The sequence below is a fragment of the Vagococcus fluvialis genome (genome assembly GCF_048815235.1).
Classification (GTDB): domain Bacteria; phylum Bacillota; class Bacilli; order Lactobacillales; family Vagococcaceae; genus Vagococcus.
Genome location: NZ_JBMEAO010000009.1, coordinates 1 through 16,417, shown reverse-complemented (window position 1 = coordinate 16,417; position 16,417 = coordinate 1). Strand labels below are relative to the sequence as shown.

The window sequence follows — 16,417 nt, the reverse complement described above, 5'->3', positions numbered from 1 at the left end:
GGGAATTGTAAGAAAGATTAAAAAATAGTGAGAAAAAATAGCAGATGACTTTTAAAGTCGTCTGCTATTTTTCTCTCTTATTTCTGTAAGTCCTCTAAAGTAAATTCTTTGTTGTATTTTTTCTTCATAGCCATATTGATAATTCTTAAAGCTAAGTTTTTATTTCGCGCTAATAAAGGTCCGTGGAAATATGAACCAATAACGTTCTTGTAAATGACTCCCTCAGAATCGTCTGTATCATTATTTCCGTGACCAACTTTAACAACACCAAGTGGTTGTTCTCCTTCACCTAAGAAAGTCATCCCATTGTGGTTTTCAAACCCGTAATAAGTTTCATCAAATTCTTTATTGTAAATTTCGATATCACCAATAAAACGGTTGTTTTCTTGGCTTAAAGTATAGTGTGGAAGGGCATGTATTCCTTCGATTTTTTCTCCCTTAGCGCCAATGTAGTATTCCCCAAGTAACTGGAAGCCACCACAAATAGCAAGCATTACACCGTCTTTTTCAATGTAGTTCGTTAAGGCTTCTTTTTTAGTTTGGATGTCTTTTGAAACAATAACTTGTTCATAATCTTGTCCACCACCAAAAAAGATAAAATCAAAGTTGTCTTCATTAAATTCTTCATAGATACTAACGATCTCAATGTCAAAATTGATACCTAGTTGTTTAGCGTAGTAATCAAGAATAAGTAAATTCCCGTTATCACCATATGTATTAAGTAAATTTCCATAAAGATGGCAAACTTTTAAATCATAAGTTGTCATATTAGTTAGCCTCCTTGATATAGCCTTGTTGAATTAATTCTTTTCTTAAATTTAAGACAGCAGTATAAGTTGCCAAGATATAAACATGTTCAGTTGGAGCAGATTTAATTTCAGTGATGACTGATTTTAAATCAGGTACTTCAATTAAGGTATCAGGATTAATACCTGCAACTTTTAAGCGGAGTGTCATATCTTCTTTTCTCTCTCCACCAGAAATAACTTTAGGAATAGTCATTGTACCAAGATTTTCTAATTGGCTATCCCAAATCCAACTAACATCAATACCATCTGCGTAGTTAGCATTTAAAAGAGCTGCTAATGAAAAATCAAAAGGCGCCATTGCCATTGTATCGATGACTTGGTTTAATCCTACTGGGTTTTTAACTAAAACTAATGTACATTTTTTACCGTCAATATTGATAACTTCTTGGCGTCCAAATACTTTTTCGTCATAAGCAAGGCCTTTTCTAATTTTTTCAGGACTAATATTATAGTACTCAGCAACAGAAGTAGCAGCTAATGCGTTATAAACGTTATAAAGTCCACCAACTTCAATGTTGTAAGCTTCTCCATCTATAACAAATTTTGCTGAAGTATTAGTTGTTTCAATTAATTCAGTTAATTGATAATCAAGCTCTGGGCGTTTGAAATCACAACTTGGACAATAATATTTACCTGAGTTACTATAGGTAATCATTTTGTATTTTAAAATATGATGGCAATGAGGACATAGAACACCATCAGTATTGTAATGTGCTTCTAGTTCACTATCTTCTTGGTGATTAAATCCGTAATATTGACGTGGATTAACCGTTTCGACAGAGTTGAAGATAGGCAAGTCACCATTCATTAAAATAGTAGCCTTAGGAGCTTTTTTAGCGCCATCTACGATTAATTTATAAGTAGTGTAAATTTCACCGTATCGATCCATTTGATCTCTAAATATATTAGTATATAGGAATAACTCTGGTGTTAGAAATTCAGTTACTTTACTAAGACTTGCTTCATCGATTTCTAATACGGCAAAATTCTTTCCGTTTTTATTTTTTTTAGCTGAAAGGAAAGTTGAAACAATACCTTGAAGCATATTAGCTCCTGTTGTATTGGTTAAAACTTCACCAAACTCTTGTTTTAGTATATTAACAGTCAAAGCTGTTGTTAGTGTTTTACCGTTTGTTCCAGTAACTACTATAATATGATAATCTTTTGCTAATTGATCTAAGACATTTGGATCAATTTTTAAAGCGATTTTTCCAGGTAAACTACTACCGCCCTTGAAAAAGGTTTGTAAAAACCAACGGCTAGATTTTCCTACTAGCGTGGCGAATGAACTGCGTAAACTCATATTGTACTTCCTCCTATTTGAACATCAACTAACATATGATACCACATTATATTTTATATTTTTAGCAAAAGTAAAGGGTTCTACTCAATCTAAATAGATATTTAAAAAAATATGAATAAATTGTGTCTTTTTTAAGTAAAATTAATTGACCTTACTTTTTGTAATGGGTATACTTATAGCCATTATATGTGAGCATTATGACATATATGAAATAAGCGGTTAAAAGATCCTTTAAATCAATTAATCAGCCAAAAAGGAGAGATTTGATGGAAAAAAAATGGTTATTTGGAATGACAGCAGTTATGGGATTAGCTCTAACAGCATGTGGTTCGAATCAATCAGAAGCACCAAAAGAAAAAAAGGATAAGGATACATTTACGTATGGTATTAGTGGCGATCCAACGTCACTTAATCCAATTACAGTAAGTGATCGTTGGGGACTAACAACGACCAATATGATTTATTCACCACTTGTTCGTATTGAAGGTGATGGAACGCAAAAAATGGAACTTGCGGACTCAGTTGAACAAGCAGCAGATGGTAAATCAGTGACTGTTAAGTTAAAAGACAACGTTACTTGGTCAGATGGAGAAAAATTCACAGCTGATGATGTCGTATTTACTTATACTGAAAAAGCTAAAAAAGAAAATGGAAATGCTGACAGTCTTTTAGTTGACGGTGAACCAGTTAAAGTTGAAAAAGTAGATGAAACAACAGTTAAATTTAACTTGCCTTCAGTAAGTGCTGCAGCAATGAATAATATTGCAACTGAAACTTATATCATGCCTGAGCATGTCTTTAAAGATGAACCTGATTTTTCTGGAAATGAATTACAAGCAGATCCAGTTGGAACAGGACCATATAAATTAACTAATTATAAACGTGGAGAATATTTACAATTTGAAGCGAATGATTCTTATTATGGTGGAAAACCAAATATTAAAAATGTAACACTAAGAATTATTGCTAACGCCGACACAACTAAAGTAGCTTTACAAAAAGGTGAAATTGATGCTTCTTATATCTTACCGAATAACATCGAAGATATTAAGAAATCGGATATTACAACTTATGAGTACAGTGAAAACCGTGTAGGCTACATGGGAGTAAATAATAACTCAGATAAATTGAAAGACCAAAAAGTTAGACAAGCTATTTTCTATGCCATTAACAAAGATGAATTAAACAAAGCAGGATACTTATCAGATAAGTATTACACAAATGTGTACTCAATCTTACCTCCAAGTAATCCATACTCATCTGATTCTATTGAAAAATATGAAACAGACGTAGAAAAATCTAAAAAATTATTAGAAGAAGCAGGAGTAAAAGATTTAAAAATTAACTTAGCCTTTTCTTCTGATGATCCCGTTCAAACGATTCAAGCAACATTAATTCAACAACAATTACAAAAAGCTGGTATTACACTAGAATTAGCTGGTGGAGATGGAACAGCAATGTTTGCAGAATTACAAAAACCTGATACTAAGAAATATGATTTATTTATGGGTGGCTATATCATGGGTAATGATCCAGATTTATATTCTTCTTTATTTAAATCAGACGGTTCTGCCAATTACTTCAAATATAAGAGTGATAAAACAGATGAGTTATTCAATAAAGGTGCAGTTGAGTTAGATGAAGCAAAACGTAAAGCTGTTTATGAAGATCTTCAAAAACAAATAGCTGATGATGCTGTTTTCTATCCTATTGTAGATAGTAAAAAAGTGTTAGCTGTTAACAAACAAATTGAAAATGTAGAAAAAGCAGGGTTAATTCCAATTTATACATTTGAGGATGTATCCAAATTGTCGATTAAATAATGGGAAAACTTCGCATACAAGTAGATTGTCTGCGAAGTTTTTTCTATATTTCTATTAAATTTAAAAAGGATGGATAGCTGTGTTTAAATATATTTTAAAGAGAGTTTTACAAGTAATCCCCATGCTTTTTATTGTTTCGTTTATAGTATTTTCGTTGATTCAGCTAGCTCCCTATGATGCTATTGACTCGATTACGACACCAAATATGTCAAGTGAAACAGTAGAGTTACTTCGCCAAAAGCATGGTTTAGATCAGCCGTTTTTAGTGCAATATATGATGTGGTTAAAAGAAATACTACAAGGAAACTTTGGTTATTCTTTAGTTAGCCAACAAAGTATTGGACAAGAGTTATTGGTGAGAATTCCAAATACCATTAAATTGATATTACCAGCCTATTTAACTGCCCTTATTTTATCAGTGTGCTTAGGTTTAATAGCTGGAGCTAACAAAGGGAAATTTATTGATAAATTAATTGATGGCATTTGTGCGATTGGTATTTCAATGCCAACATTTTGGTTTGCTATGTTAATGATTTATCTATTAGGTTATAAATTAGATTTACTACCAATTATTGGGATGCATACAGTTGGAAAAGAAGACTCTTTTATTGATTTCTTACAACATTTTATTATGCCGTATCTCGTATTAGTGGTAGCCTTTTTCCCTGATTTAACTCGTTACGTTAGATCATCTACATTACTGCAATTATCTGAAGATTATGTAATGGTGCAACAATCATTTGGTGCTTCTAAAAGAGAAATATTCTTTAAGCATGTGAGTAAAAATGTGTTACTTCCAATTGTGACTCAAATTGGATTAGCTTTACCAATGCTTGTAACAGGAGCAATTATTACTGAAAGTATTTTTGGGTGGCCAGGAATTGGACCATACTTGATGTCAGCAACAAAAGCATTAGATTTTCCAATTATTATGGCAGTAATGCTATTATCTGCTACTTTAGTTATTTTAGGTAATCTATTATCTGATGTGTTATATACTATTGTAGATCCTCGAATCAGTCAGGGGGATAAGTAAGATGAATAAAAATAAATCAATTCAAATTTTAAAGGAGAATAAAAGTTATTGGTTACCAATTGCTTTTTTAACACTCTTATCATTATTAGCTTTACTAGCACCACTTATTCCGATTGATCCAAATGCTACAGATGTTTCAAAGATGTCATCACCACCAAGTATGGCACATATTTTCGGAACAGATGAAGTTGGTCGCGATTATTTTATTCGTGTTGTCTACGGTGGAAGAATATCCTTACTAGTTGGTGTATTAGCAATGATTGCTTCAACTTTAATTGGAACTTTTATCGGTATAATTTCAGGTTATTTTGGTGGATGGCTAGATAGTTTATTAATGAGAATCGTTGATATTTTATCATCTATTCCATGGTTAGTTTTAGTTATTGTACTAAGTGTTTTATTAAAACCAGGACTTGTAACTATCATCTTTGTTATTGGATGTTTCTCATGGATGAGCATCGCTCGTTTAATAAGAGCTGAGACTTTATCTGTTAAAGAAAGAGAATACGTTATTTATGCTCAGTTTATTGGGGAAAAAGACAGTAAAATTATTAGACGACATATTTTTCCTGCTGTCTTACCAACTTTAATTGTTGCTGGAACAGGAAGCATTTCATCAGCTATTATGACTGAATCTGCTTTAAGCTTTTTAGGTATCGGTATTCAACCTCCTGTAGCTTCATGGGGAAGTTTGTTGCAAAATGCTCAGGCAAGTTTACAGCAAGCGCCTTATATGGCGATTTTACCAGGTGTATTTATTATATTAACAGTGTACTCATTTAATAGTTTAGGTAACTATTTACGTGAAGTGACAAGTGTGGAGGGTTAACATGGTAGAAAACATATTAGAAATAAAAAAACTGAATGTTACTATTAATAAAAAAAACAAGCCATCGCAAGTAATAATTAAAGACATCGATTTAACAATTCCAAAGGGAGAAATTGTTGGCATTGTAGGTGAATCAGGTAGTGGAAAAAGTATGACCATGAAAGGTTTAATGAATATTTTACCAACAAATGGTGTCATGACATATGATTCATTTACTTTTGATGGGAAAGATCAAAAAGATAATAAGTCACGCATTCCAGCAGCTATGATATTCCAAGATCCGATGACGTCTTTAAATCCTTTAAGAACAATAGGTTATCATTTGATTGAAGTGGTTCTTCGTAATAATAAAAAAGTTTCAAAAAAAGAAGCGGAAGAACTAGCCGTTAAAGAGTTGATAAAAGTAGGTATCACTTTACCAGAGAAGAGAATCAAACAATACCCACACGAATTATCAGGTGGGATGAGACAAAGAATTATGATTGCGATGGCTTTATTAGCAAAACCTAAACTATTAATAGCAGATGAGCCTACAACAGCATTGGATGTAACTATTCAAGCACAAATTCTTAATTTAATTAGAGAGTTACAAAAAGAAGAAGATTTATCCGTTATTTTAGTAACACATGATTTTGGAATTGTCGCAGGAATGTGCCAAAGTATTCGAGTAATGTATGATGGGAAGATTGTAGAAGAAGGCTTAATTGATGAGGTATTTTATGAACCAGCTCATCCTTATACAAAAGAACTCCTAAAAGCTATTCCTACTGGAGAAAAGGGAGCAGACTTGTATTCATTGAAAACATATGGAGAGTCAGAAGAATCTCGTGCTACAGCAAAAATGTTGGAATTGTCTACAACGCACCGAGTATTAAGTAATCGAGGTGAAAATGATGACAAATGAGTTAATTACAGTTCAAAATATTAAACGTTATTTTCCAGTGAAAAATAATTTTGGACAAGTAAAAACGGTTGTAAAGGCAATTGATAATGTAAGTTTAACCATTAATAAAGGGGAAACCTTAGGCTTAGTAGGTGAATCAGGTAGTGGGAAAACAACATTAGGGAGAAGTATTTTACAACTTGAATCGATTGATGAAGGTCGTATTTATTACAATGGCGAATTAATGGGAAGTAAGAAAAAAGATAACAAAAAAGAATGGCTTAAAAAAATGCAAATTATTTTCCAAGACCCCTATTCGTCATTAAATCCTAGAATGACAGCTTTAGAACAAGTATTAGAGCCTTTGGAATTAATCTATAGTAAAGATATGGCTTTAGAAAAAGCTGTTGCTATGCTAAAAAAAGTTGGCTTTACAGAAGAGATGTTTGAGAAGTATCCAAAAGAGTTTAGTGGAGGACAAAGACAGAGAATTGGAATAGCAAGAGCGGTTGCTGTGGAACCAGAGTTTATCCTTTGTGATGAGCCTATTTCAGCACTTGATGTATCCATTCAAGCTCAAGTAATCAATCTTTTAATTGAACTTCAAAAAGAGCTCGGTCTAACTTATTTATTCATATCTCATGACTTATCTATGGTTCGCTATATTTCTGACCGAATTGCTGTGATGTATCTTGGCAGAATTGTCGAACTAGGGAGTTCAGAAGAAATATTTAATAATCCCCAACATGCTTATACAAAGAGGTTATTAAAAGCTATCCCAATTCCTGATCCTAAAACAGCTAGAGAAGCATTAGCAAATAGTGAACAGGAAGAAATGGAAACATTCGATTTATCAAATCAAACAGAATGGGTGGAAGTAACACCAACTCATTTTGTCTTAAAGGAGAATTAATATGGCGATTGATACAATAAAACTAATTCAAGGCGAAAAAGGAATGGAGTTACCTTTAGAAACTGGTAATTGGGTAATGTTAAGAGAAGAAGGGTATTCTCCAGTTCAAAGTATGGTGGCAGCTGTCGGCTCTTGTGGCGCTTATGTGTATCAAAGTGTCTTAGAAAGTTCAAGAATTGATTTTAAATTTGATCATGTGGAAATTACGTATGAACGAGATGAAGAGATTCAAAGTCAACCTGTTAAGAAAATAGAAATTACTTTTTATTTAACGGTTGAAGAAGAAAAACAAGGCAGAGCTGAAAGAGGTTTAAAACTGATTGGTAAGCACTGCCCAGTTATTCAATCTCTTAACCCTAATATTGAATTAATCGAAAAAGCTGTCTTTTTATAAAAAGACAGGGTGGGTCAAAAGTCGTTTTGCTCTGAGCAACTGGAGCAAAAATCGAACAATCGTGATTTTTGATTGCTCCGTTTTTGTGAAGTGGTCGTGAGAGCAGACTTTTTATCCCCCGACTATTAAAAATTATTCGTATAAATAACAAATAGGCTGACATTTAAGTCAGCCTATTATTTTTTTAACCGATAATAATTTTTTCGCTAGGGAATAAATAACCGTGGTCTTGACGTTCTTTAGGGACAAATACCATTAAGGTATAAAGCATGCCGATACGTCCGACGAACATTAATATGGCAATAACAGTTTTACCAATCATCGTTAAATCCGAAGTAATGCCAAGGGATAAGCCAGTTGTTCCAAATGCAGAAGCTACTTCTACAATAATGGCAATCATATCTTGATTTTCTGTAATAGATAAAATTAAAACAGCTAAGAAACACATGGCAAGAGATAGGTTGAAAACAACGACAGCCTTTTTGATATCTCTATCTTCAATGCGTCGACTAAAAATAGTAACGTTGTCTTCACTTTTAATAAATGAAAGCATATAAAGGCCAAGAATAGCAACTGTTGTCGTTCGTATCCCACCCCCTACAGAACTAGGACTACATCCAATAAACATTAACATTGAAAAGAGTAGTAAGGTTGGTGTTTGGAATGAACTTAAATCGTGCATTTGAAGCCCAGCGTTTCTAGTCGTTGTTGAATAAAACATAGACGTCATCAATTTTTGTGATGTTGGCATATCAGCGAATAAATGATTTCTTTCTAGTAGAAAAACAGAAATAGTTCCAAAGACAAAAAGAATTAGGTACATACTAATAGCTAATTTACTGAAAAGTGAAAATCGAAATGGAATGGTATGTTTTTTTCTTCTATGAAATAGCCATTCTTTAACTTCCATAATAACAGGAAAGCCAATTCCACCTATCATAATGAGGAAAATCAGAAAGACAATAAATAGATAATCCGTTGCGTAAGGTGTTGCAGAGTGTCCAGTCACATCAAATCCGGAGTTCGTTACAGCTGAAATAGATTGGTAAAAACCTTGGAAGACTGAATCTTTTAAGGTTTCATGGTGATTTGAAAAATAAAAACGTAAAGAAAAAATAACGCCAAATATAAATTGAATAGCAAATAGAGTAAAGACAGTATTTTTGATTAACTTGACACTACCACTTAGTCTAGGTTGATTCATATCAGTCATAATTAATTGCCTTCTTTTTAAGGAAATCCTTTTTCTTGAAAGAATAAAAAAGAAGGTAGAAAACATCATAATACCTAAACCACCAACTTGGAAAAGAATCTCTAGTAATACAACACCTTTTGCATTGTAAACTTCATTGATGTTGAATGTGCTAAGTCCTGTTACACTAACTGTACTGATTGCCATGAATAATGTGTCAAAAGCAGATACTTCGACACCTTCATTTTTAAAATAAGGTAAGCTAAGTAAGATAAAAGACACGATAGTCATTAGAACATAGTAAATAAAAATAATTTGTATAGTAGAAAAGTGGGAGTTAATAAATCGATTACCATCTCTTCTAAGCCTAAAAATAGACCATTTTTTTTTGAACATAACAAACTCCTTTTGCAAGTCTAGTGAATTTAGTATAACAAGATAAAAATAAAAAGACAAAGTATAATCGGACTAATGACGGATGACAAATTTTTCAAAAAGTTATAGACTATAAAATGAGGAGTGATTCAATATGTTATTAGGGCTAATTCAAACTCAAATTATTACAATAATTATATTAACAATGTACTTGTGGCAGAAAAATGGTCGTTTAGAAAAAGAAGAAAGTCGTTCATTATTCGCTTGGGTAACAAATTTATTTTTAATCAATTTGTTTTTAAGATGTATTTATCCTGTAGATATATCGGATTTTAATTTATTAATGATAGCAAGTATTAATGGCTTAGCAACTATTGGTTATTTATTTGTTCAGAAAATAAGCCTCCAAAGAGTGTGTTTAAAATAAAAAAGGTTGAGTTCTAATGAACTCAACCTTTTTATTATATTAAGTTAACTAAAGTGTATTTCTTTTTACCTTTTCTAACAATAATAAATTTATCATCAATTGATAATTCAGAAGTAATAAGAGTCTCTAAATCTTGAACTTTTTCACCATTAATAGAGATAGCACCATTAGTTACGTCTTCTCTAGCTTGACGTTTCGAAGGTTCAATTTTTGTTTCTACTAACCAATCAACAATATTCATAGGTTCTTTGCCAATAGTTGCATTAGGCATATTTTTAAATCCATCTTCAATTTGATGAGAAGTTAATTGTTTAACGTCTCCTGAGAATAAAGCAGCTGTGATAGTTAAAGCATCATTTAAAGCTTCTTCACCATGGACAAAAAGAGTCATTTCACTAGCTAATGTTTTTTGAGCTTCACGTTTATGAGGCTCAGATTCTACTTTTTCAGCTAAAGCATTAATTTCATCTTGTGTTAAGAAGGTAAAGAATTTTAAGTATTTAACTACATCACGGTCATCTTGATTTAACCAAAATTGGTAGAATTCATATGGAGAAGTTTTTTCTGGATCTAACCAGATAGCGCCTCCAGCAGTTTTACCGAATTTAGTACCATCAGCTTTTAACATTAATGGAATAGTTAATCCGAAAGCTTTAGCTTCAGCGCCTTCTTTTTTACGAATTAAATCAAGACCGGCAGTAATATTACCCCATTGATCAGCTCCACCAACTTGTAAACGCACATCATTGTGTTTGAATAAATGTAAGAAGTCCATTGATTGTAGAATTTGGTATGTAAACTCAGTAAAAGAAATACCAGTGTCTAAACGACTTGAAACGATATCTTTAGCAAGCATCGTGTTAATGTTAAAGTTTTTTCCGTAATCACGTAAAAAATCAAGTAACGTTAATTCATGAGTCCAATCGTAGTTGTTAACCATTGTTAACTGTTGTTCATTTTCTTTGTCAAAGAATAGTTTTTTCATTTGGTTTGTAAGACAATCAACATTATGTTGAACTTGCTCCATCGTTTGTAATTGACGTTCACTTGTTCGACCACTTGGATCTCCAATTGTTCCTGTAGCTCCACCAATTAGAATATGAGGATGGTGACCAAAGTTTTGGAATCTTTTTAGCATCATAAAAGGAATTAAGTGTCCAATATGCATACTATCGCCAGTAGGATCTACTCCACAGTAAAGTGAGATTTTATTATTTTCTACGTATTCACGTAAACCTTCCGCATCTGTTTGTTGGTTAATCGCATCACGCCATGTTAATTCATCAATAATATTTGTTATCATTTAAAACACCCTTTCTTTAAGTAAAATAAAAAAAGTCCCTATGAAGAATATTCTTCATAGGGACGAAATAATAGAATTCGTGGTACCACCCAAGTTTGTGCTAAAAAAAACACCTCTAATAGTTTATATCGCAAACTAAACGTATAGCGTTAAATTCATGAATGTAATTCGCATCATTGTTTGTGTCAATTTTCATCGGCCATTGACTTTCTAGGAAACAGTGACAATATGCTACTTCGTTCATCGCTTATAATAAATATTTAATAAATCCTATGCTAAATCATTATGTTAATTTTGTCAATGAATTCTGCTAATTATTTCTTAATGAAAATAATTCTCAATTATAAGTGTTTGTTTTCACAAAAATATTTATTCTATGTTAGAATAAAAGACGTGATAAAAGGAGGAAGATTTTTTTGAAACAAAAAGGGATATTATTAGCAAATATAGGTACCCCAGATAAACCTGAAACCAAAGAGGTTAAAGAGTATTTAAAACACTTTCTAGGAGATAGAAGGGTAATAGATAAACCGCGTTGGCAGTGGTTACCAATTTTACATGGGATTATTTTAAACACGCGTCCTAAAAAATCGGCAGAATTATATAGAAGTATCTGGCAAGAAGAAGGTTCGCCATTATTAATTCATACTTTATCTCAAACGAGCCAGCTACAGGCGCTTTTACCAGAGTATTCTGTGAAATACGGAATGGCTTATAGTCATCCAACTATTCCGGAATCTTTAAAAGAATTTGAGAAAGAAGGGATAGAAGAAGTAACTGTTATTCCTTTATTTCCGCAATATTCTACAACAACAACAGCAGCTGTTTTTGATACTGTTTTTAAACATTATCTAAAGGAAGAAAATATTCCTAAATTACATTTAGTTAGAGAATTCACTAGTCATCCGATGTATATAGAATTATTAAGAAAACAAATTAAAGAAGGTATTGCCAAACATAATCCGGAATTATTAATTTTTTCATATCATGGCTTGCCGATTTCTTATATTGAAAAAGGAGATCCTTATTTAGAACAATGTGCCGAAACAACAGCAGCGGTGTTTGATGGTTTTGACATTGATATACCTTATCAAGTAACATATCAATCTGTATTTGGTAGAGATGAATGGGTTAAACCGGCATTAGATCAAACGTTGATGGATTTACCAGGCAAAGGAACTAAAAAAGTATTAATTATTACACCAGGATTTGTTTCTGATTGTATCGAAACATTGGAAGAAATAGAGGAAGAAAATAAAGGTTACTTTATGGAAAATGGTGGAGAAGAATTTAATTATATCCATCCCTTTAATGGTGATCCTGAATTTGTTGAGCTATTAGCTGAATTAGTTAGATAAGAAAAAGGTACTCAGTTAGTCTGAGTACCTTTTTTGTAGCCCTTGTCTAGCTAAGTTGTCTGCACCTTTATTATCTTTTTCTTCAATCCATTCGATAAACAAAGAATTAAGTTTTGGAATTAAATCAAGAATAAGAGAAAGGTGTTGTGTGAATCTAGCGTCTTTTGCGTATTCTTTTCTGATGGATTCAGTTACGATTCGACTATCAGTGTAAAGAAAAATCATTTCTTTTTCCCAGCCTTGTTCTATACAATGAGAAAGAGCAATGACAAACATTTCAAATTCAGCTTCATTATTAGTTTTAGCTACTAATGGATAGGAAAGTTGTTTTTGTTTTTTATCTTTAATTATTATCATGCCGCCAGCACTAAGTTGTTTATTTTGATTAGTAGCAGCATCTATATAAATTTTTATCATGGTGGAACCTCATTTTTATTTTTTATTCTAAAGCATTGTGGTAATATAAGTAATTGTAGGGTCGTTGTTTATAGGAGGCTTATATGAGCACAAATAAAATTCATGTTTTTAGATATCAACCAGACCTCTCAGATACAGTGATCTATTGGTCGTTAACATTTGTCTTGTTTTTTCTGAGCATGATCGGCTTAATGGAAGAACAAGGTCGAATTAATTTATTTAGCATTATTACTTTTATTCTTTTTTTATTTTTTTCTTATCTAGGAACGAGAAGGAAAATGATTTTGACAAATGAACAATTAAAAGTATATGCTATCTTAAAAAAAAATAGATATCATATTAACGTTGATCAAATTAATAAAATCTTCATTGGAAGTCACGGTATAACGATAAAAACTGAAGAAAAAGAGTATGCTTATGTTATGTTCCCACCGTCAAAGAACGCATTAATAAAAACAATGCAAGATGAAACGAGTTTTAAAGGAACTGTAATAGGGATAAAAAAAAGTGTGGACTAAGAGGTCCGCACTTTTTTATTTATTCAATAACAGTAACATTTGATGCTTGTAGACCACGGGCACCTTCTTTAATTGAAAATTCTACCTTTTGTCCCTCTAATAGAAGTTTGAATCCATCTTGAACAATCCCAGTAAAATGAACAAAAATTTCCTCATCTCCATCGTAGAGTAGAAATCCGTATCCTTTTTTGACGTCAAACCATTTTACAGTGCCGATTTTCATTTTAAATACCCCCTAGTGGTCATTAACATACCTTATCTTATTATACGTTTTCATGACTAATTCGTCAAACTAGGTTGGACAATATGGATTAATCATTGAAAGGATATTATCCTTTTTAGTTTTATTTATTTGTTATATACTGTTAAGGAGAACTATTATTATAAAAAAACGGTATATAATAGTAGGAAAAAATTAATCTATAAGGAAGTAGGCAAAAAATGGTATGGTATGTGGTAATAGTTGGGATATCTGTTTTAGCAGATCAACTAGTTAAATGGTGGACAGTTCAAAATATAGAATTATACGAGACAATTTTTAATAACCCGATTTTGTCTTTAACTTATATTAAGAATGAAGGAGCAGCTTGGAGTATCTTAGAAGGTAAGATGGGATTTTTCTTTATTATCACGATGGTAGCCTTAATTATTTTACCTTATCTACTATATAAGTATCGTTCTGAAAGTAAATGGATGACAATAGGACTTAGTTTAATTATTGGTGGAACCATAGGTAACTTTATCGATCGAATGCGTTTAGGTTACGTTGTAGACATGTTTCAAGTAGAGTTTTTTAATTTTCCAATCTTTAATGTTGCTGATGTTTCTTTAGTCCTAGGAGTTATTTGTGTATTTATCTATATTTTATTTTTTGAAGAAAAGAAAAATCTGGAGGAATAAGCATGAAAAAAATAGTTAATGATATTAGTGAATTAGTAGGAGAGACTCCTCTTTTAAAATTAAAAAATACAACTAACAGTGGAAACGTCTTTTTAAAACTGGAATTTTTTAATCCTGGTGGTAGTGTGAAAGATAGAGTAGCACTTAACATGATTGAAGACGCTGAAAAAAAAGGTCAATTACAACCAGGTTCTACTATTATAGAACCAACTAGTGGAAATACAGGGATTGGTTTAGCCATGATTGCAGCAACTAGAGGATACCGTGTGATTCTTGTAATGCCAGATACAATGACAGTTGAACGACAAAAGCTAATGAAAGCCTATGGGGCAGAAGTGATGTTAACACCAGGTGCTGAAGGAATGAGTGGCTCAATTAAGTTGGCGAATGAACTAGCACAAGAACATGGTTACTTTTTAACAAAGCAATTTGATAATCCTGCGAACCCAGAGGCTCATGTCAAAACAACAGCTAAAGAAATTCTGTCAGCCTTTGAAGGTAATAGAATTGATGCATTTGTAGCTGGTGTTGGAACAGGTGGAACATTAACTGGTGTTGGTCGTGAATTAAAAAAAGTATATCCAGAAATTAAAATATACGCTGTTGAACCAGGTGAAACAGAGATTTTAAGAGGTGGAGTACATGCTCCGCATAGAATACAAGGTATTGGACCAGGGTTTATTCCAAGTATTTTAGATGAAACTGTATATGACAAAGTGATTGGTGTCGATAGTCAGGATGCTTTAGATACAGCTAGAGACATGGGGAAAACAGATGGTATCTTAGTTGGCGGATCTGCTGGAGCAGTCATATATGCAGCAAGAAAAGTGGCGTCAGAATTAGGAGAAGAGAGCAATGTTGTGACGTTAGCCCCCGATAATGGTGAACGTTACCTCTCAACTAGTCTATATAAATTTTAAAACTTGGTTAGTAAGAATGGATGTTTCTTGATAATAATTACTATTAGTAGTAGAATGAGGTTACTATAAATAAGCAGGGATGATGCCTATGTCTAATCATATTGTTGAAGATGCAATTGAAGAAATGAAAGAAGCTAACATAAGAATAACTCCTCAAAGATATGCTATTTTAGAATATCTTGTTGAGAGTGAAAGTCACCCGACAGCTGATGATATTTATAAACATTTAGAACATCGCTTTCCTAATATGAGTGTTGCTACTGTTTATAACAATTTGAGATTATTTACTGAAATTGGTTTTGTAACTGAAATGGCATACGGGGATTCATCTAGTCGTTTCGATTTTACATCTAGTAAACATTATCATGCTATTTGCGATAATTGCGGAAAAATTGTTGATGTTAACTATCCAGGCTTGGAAGATGTTGAAGCAGCAACAGAAAGATTGACAGGTTTTATTATTAGAGAGCATCGTTTAGAAATGTATGGTATCTGTCCAGAATGTCAAAAAAAGTAGGTCTTTAAGATCTACTTTTTTTATTTTAAAAAAAATTTAAAAATATGCTTGCTTTTTTTCAAGACAATTGATATATTAATACATGTCCTTGAGACACAGCACTTTTTAAATAACGAAAATAAATATTTAAAAAAACGCTTGAAATATTATAAAGCATATGTTACACTGATTTAGTTGTTATGAGTTGAAAAATTAAATAACAACAAGCGGTTTTAAAAATGTTTGATTCTAAAAAAACTTTTTTTAAAAAGTGATTGACAAGAATTAAACAATGTTATATGATATAAAAGTTGCTACGGCAGCTAAGAAATGGATCTTTGAAAACTGAACAAAGTAAGACAAACCAAATGTGTAGGGCGTTTTTACGAAAGTGAAAACAAACCATATTTAGTGAATAACATTCGCTAGCAAGTTTTAAATTAATTAATGAGCTAAACGTCGTAAGACGTTATCATAACTTTTATTGAGAGTTTGATCCTGGCTCAGGACGAACGCTGGCG

Annotated in this window: 18 protein-coding genes; 12 read left to right on the top strand and 6 right to left on the bottom strand. The window is 32.2% G+C overall.

What is annotated here, in order from left to right; translation table 11 throughout:
• Positions 1-77: 77 nt before the first annotated feature.
• The gene (locus ACODH8_RS07200) at positions 78-767 is read right to left on the bottom strand and encodes an adenosylcobyric acid synthase (RefSeq protein WP_332464787.1); all 690 of its coding nucleotides are present in this window, start codon (positions 765-767) and stop codon (positions 78-80) included.
• A gap of 1 nt (position 768) precedes the next feature.
• Positions 769-2,112, bottom strand: a complete 1,344-nt coding sequence (locus tag ACODH8_RS07195) for a Mur ligase family protein (RefSeq protein WP_332464788.1) — start codon at positions 2,110-2,112, stop codon at positions 769-771.
• Between the two features lie 266 nt (positions 2,113-2,378).
• Between ACODH8_RS07195 and ACODH8_RS07190 the strand changes: the two genes are divergently transcribed.
• The 6 genes from ACODH8_RS07190 to ACODH8_RS07165 all read left to right on the top strand — a co-directional run bounded on the left by ACODH8_RS07190 (position 2,379) and on the right by ACODH8_RS07165 (position 7,990).
• Positions 2,379-3,935: an ABC transporter substrate-binding protein gene (locus ACODH8_RS07190; protein WP_420517649.1), complete on the top strand. Its 1,557-nt coding sequence runs from the start codon at positions 2,379-2,381 to the stop codon at positions 3,933-3,935.
• Positions 3,936-4,014: 79 nt separating this feature from the next.
• Positions 4,015-4,971: an ABC transporter permease gene (locus ACODH8_RS07185; RefSeq protein WP_332464790.1), complete on the top strand. Its 957-nt coding sequence runs from the start codon at positions 4,015-4,017 to the stop codon at positions 4,969-4,971.
• Between the two features lies 1 nt (position 4,972).
• The gene (locus tag ACODH8_RS07180; protein ID WP_332464791.1) at positions 4,973-5,800 is read left to right on the top strand and encodes an ABC transporter permease; all 828 of its coding nucleotides are present in this window, start codon (positions 4,973-4,975) and stop codon (positions 5,798-5,800) included.
• A 1-nt stretch (position 5,801) separates the two neighbouring features.
• Positions 5,802-6,704, top strand: a complete 903-nt coding sequence (locus tag ACODH8_RS07175; RefSeq protein WP_332464792.1) for an ABC transporter ATP-binding protein — start codon at positions 5,802-5,804, stop codon at positions 6,702-6,704.
• A complete protein-coding gene (locus ACODH8_RS07170; protein WP_332464793.1) occupies positions 6,694-7,596 on the top strand; it encodes an ABC transporter ATP-binding protein in 903 nt (300 codons plus the stop codon). The genes ACODH8_RS07175 and ACODH8_RS07170 overlap by 11 nt, the downstream gene beginning before the upstream one ends.
• 1 nt (position 7,597) lies before the next feature.
• The gene (locus ACODH8_RS07165; protein ID WP_332464794.1) at positions 7,598-7,990 is read left to right on the top strand and encodes an OsmC family protein; all 393 of its coding nucleotides are present in this window, start codon (positions 7,598-7,600) and stop codon (positions 7,988-7,990) included.
• 184 nt (positions 7,991-8,174) lie between these two features.
• Here the strand turns inward: ACODH8_RS07165 and ACODH8_RS07160 are convergent, their stop codons facing one another.
• Complete coding sequence (locus ACODH8_RS07160; protein ID WP_332464795.1) at positions 8,175-9,578, bottom strand: TrkH family potassium uptake protein; 1,404 nt, start codon at positions 9,576-9,578, stop codon at positions 8,175-8,177.
• Positions 9,579-9,711: 133 nt separating this feature from the next.
• On the opposite strand from ACODH8_RS07160, the gene ACODH8_RS07155 reads away from it, so the two are divergent.
• Complete coding sequence (locus ACODH8_RS07155) at positions 9,712-9,984, top strand: hypothetical protein (protein WP_332464796.1); 273 nt, start codon at positions 9,712-9,714, stop codon at positions 9,982-9,984.
• Positions 9,985-10,018: 34 nt separating this feature from the next.
• Here the strand turns inward: ACODH8_RS07155 and tyrS are convergent, their stop codons facing one another.
• Positions 10,019-11,287 (bottom strand): tyrosine--tRNA ligase, encoded by a 1,269-nt coding sequence (gene tyrS, locus ACODH8_RS07150; protein WP_332464797.1) that lies wholly within the window; start codon positions 11,285-11,287, stop codon positions 10,019-10,021.
• 416 nt (positions 11,288-11,703) lie between these two features.
• On the opposite strand from tyrS, the gene hemH reads away from it, so the two are divergent.
• Entirely contained in the window at positions 11,704-12,645 is a 942-nt protein-coding gene (gene hemH / locus ACODH8_RS07145) for a ferrochelatase (protein WP_332464798.1), read from the top strand.
• Between the two features lie 15 nt (positions 12,646-12,660).
• Here the strand turns inward: hemH and ACODH8_RS07140 are convergent, their stop codons facing one another.
• Positions 12,661-13,062, bottom strand: coding sequence for a ribonuclease HI family protein (locus ACODH8_RS07140; RefSeq protein ID WP_332464799.1), 402 nt, complete (start codon positions 13,060-13,062; stop codon positions 12,661-12,663).
• 83 nt (positions 13,063-13,145) lie between these two features.
• Between ACODH8_RS07140 and ACODH8_RS07135 the strand changes: the two genes are divergently transcribed.
• The gene (locus ACODH8_RS07135) at positions 13,146-13,580 is read left to right on the top strand and encodes an EbsA family protein (RefSeq protein ID WP_332464800.1); all 435 of its coding nucleotides are present in this window, start codon (positions 13,146-13,148) and stop codon (positions 13,578-13,580) included.
• Positions 13,581-13,599: 19 nt separating this feature from the next.
• On the opposite strand, the gene ACODH8_RS07130 is transcribed toward ACODH8_RS07135, so the two are convergent.
• Positions 13,600-13,803 carry a cold shock domain-containing protein gene (locus tag ACODH8_RS07130; protein ID WP_332464801.1) on the bottom strand — a complete coding sequence of 68 codons (204 nt, stop codon included), beginning with the start codon at positions 13,801-13,803 and terminating at the stop codon, positions 13,600-13,602.
• A gap of 218 nt (positions 13,804-14,021) precedes the next feature.
• On the opposite strand from ACODH8_RS07130, the gene lspA reads away from it, so the two are divergent.
• The 3 genes from lspA to perR all read left to right on the top strand — a co-directional run bounded on the left by lspA (position 14,022) and on the right by perR (position 15,917).
• Complete coding sequence (lspA, locus tag ACODH8_RS07125; RefSeq protein WP_332464802.1) at positions 14,022-14,480, top strand: signal peptidase II; 459 nt, start codon at positions 14,022-14,024, stop codon at positions 14,478-14,480.
• A 2-nt stretch (positions 14,481-14,482) separates the two neighbouring features.
• Positions 14,483-15,400, top strand: coding sequence for a cysteine synthase A (gene cysK, locus ACODH8_RS07120; protein WP_332464803.1), 918 nt, complete (start codon positions 14,483-14,485; stop codon positions 15,398-15,400).
• Positions 15,401-15,488: 88 nt separating this feature from the next.
• Entirely contained in the window at positions 15,489-15,917 is a 429-nt protein-coding gene (gene perR / locus ACODH8_RS07115) for a peroxide-responsive transcriptional repressor PerR (protein WP_332464804.1), read from the top strand.
• Positions 15,918-16,417 lie beyond the last annotated feature (500 nt).